We start from the raw sequence: 2,069 nt of genomic DNA on the forward strand, positions 1-2,069 counted from the left end.
TTGTCATGATCGGTCTTCACAAGGCTGTCTTCAGCATTAAGCGGTGTACCGTTACGATCCACTGTTTCTGCTTCAACTGTTAACTCGCCATCAGCAAAGCCTGCCGGTACTTCTGCTGTATAGCTACCATCCGGTTGAACTGTTGCCGTCACTTGTTGCTCAAGTGGATTACCCGACTGGTCTTGACCGGTAATCGTCAAGATCACCTCACTGCCCGGTGCAACATCTGTAGTACCGCCTGTGATATGACCCGTGTTGTCTACATCAACTGTAATGGTGCCATCAACCCGGTCTAGACCATCTTGACCTGACAGATTGTCTTCAGCATTAAGCGGTGTACCGTTACGATCCACTGTTTCTGCTTCAACTGTTAACTCGCCATCAGCAAAGCCTGCTGGTACTTCTGCTGTATAGCTACCATCCGGTTGAACTGTTGCCGTCACTTGTTGCTCAAGTGGATTACCCGCCTGGTCTTGACCGGTAATCGTCAAGATCACTTCACTACCCGGTGCAACATCTGTGGTACCGCCTGTGATATGACCCGTGTTGTCTACATCAACTGTAATGGTGCCATCAACCCGATCTAATCCACCTTGATCCGGTGTAGATGGATCATTGTCATGATCGGTCTTCACAAGGCTGTCTTCAGCATTAAGCGGTGTACCGTTACGATCCACTGTTTCTGCTTCAACTGTTAACTCGCCATCAGCAAAGCCTGCCGGTACTTCTGCTGTATAGCTACCATCCGGTTGAACTGTTGCAGTCACTTGTTGCTCAAGTGGATTACCCGCCTGGTCTTGACCGGTAATCGTCAAGATCACTTCACTACCCGGTGCAACATCTGTGGTACCGCCTGTGATATGACCCGTGTTGTCCACATCAACTGTAATGGTGCCATCAACCCGGTCTAATCCACCTTGATCCGGTGTAGATGGATCATTGTCATGATCGGTCTTCACAAGGCTGTCTTCAGCATTAAGCGGTGTACCGTTACGATCCACTGTTTCTGCTTCAACTGTTAACTCGCCATCAGCAAAGCCTGCCGGTACTTCTGCTGTATAGCTGCCATCCGGTTGAACTGTTGCAGTCACTTGTTGCTCAAGTGGATTACCTGCCTGGTCTTGACCGGTAATCGTCAAGATCACTTCACTACCCGGTGCAACATCTGTGGTACCGCCTGTGATATGACCCGTGTTGTCTACATCAACTGTAATGGTGCCATCAACTCGATCTAGACCACCTTGATCCGGTGTAGATGGATCATTGTCATGATCGGTCTTCAAAAGACTGTCTTCAGCATTCAGCGGTGTACCGTTACGATCCACTGTTTCTGCTTCAACTGTTAACTCGCCATCAGCAAAGCCTGCCGGTACTTCTGCCGTATAGCTACCATCAGGATTAACAGTGGCAGTCACTTGTTGCTCAAGTGGATTACCCGCCTGGTCCTGACCGGTAATCGTCAAGATCACCTCACTGCCCGGCGCAACATCAGTCGTTCCACCTGTGATATGACCTGTGTTGTCTACATCAACTGTAATGGTGCCATCAACTCGGTCTAGACCACCTTGACCTGAAAGATTGTCTTCAGCATTAAGCGGTGTACCGTTACGATCCACTGTTTCTGCTTCAACTGTTAACTCACCATCAGCAAAGCCTGCCGGTACTTCTGCTGTATAGCTGCCATCCGGTTGAACTGTTGCCGTCACTTGTTGCTCAAGTGGATTACCCGCCTGGTCTTGACCGGTAATCGTCAAGATCACTTCACTACCCGGTGCAACATCTGAGGTACCGCCTGTGATATGACCCGTGTTATCTACATCAACTGTAATGGTGCCATCAACTCGATCTAGACCATCTTGACCTGACAGATTGTCTTCAGCATTGACTGGTGTACCGTTGCGATCCACTGTTTCTGCTTCAACTGTTAACTCGCCATCAGCAAAGCCCGCCGGTACTTCTGCTGTATAGCTACCATCCGGTTGAACTGTTGCAGTCACTTGTTGCTCAAGTGGATTACCTGCCTGGTCTTGACCGGTAATCGTCAAGATCACTTCACTACCCGGTGCAAC

General features: G+C 49.4%; 1 protein-coding gene. It reads right to left on the bottom strand.

The features are described 5' to 3' along the window. Positions 1–2,069 (bottom strand): hypothetical protein (locus RMA94_RS01265; RefSeq protein WP_404976514.1); only part of this gene is annotated, 2,069 nt, incomplete at both ends.

This window comes from Acinetobacter sp. V115_6, from assembly GCF_031799025.1.
GTDB lineage: Bacteria > Pseudomonadota > Gammaproteobacteria > Pseudomonadales > Moraxellaceae > Acinetobacter > Acinetobacter pittii.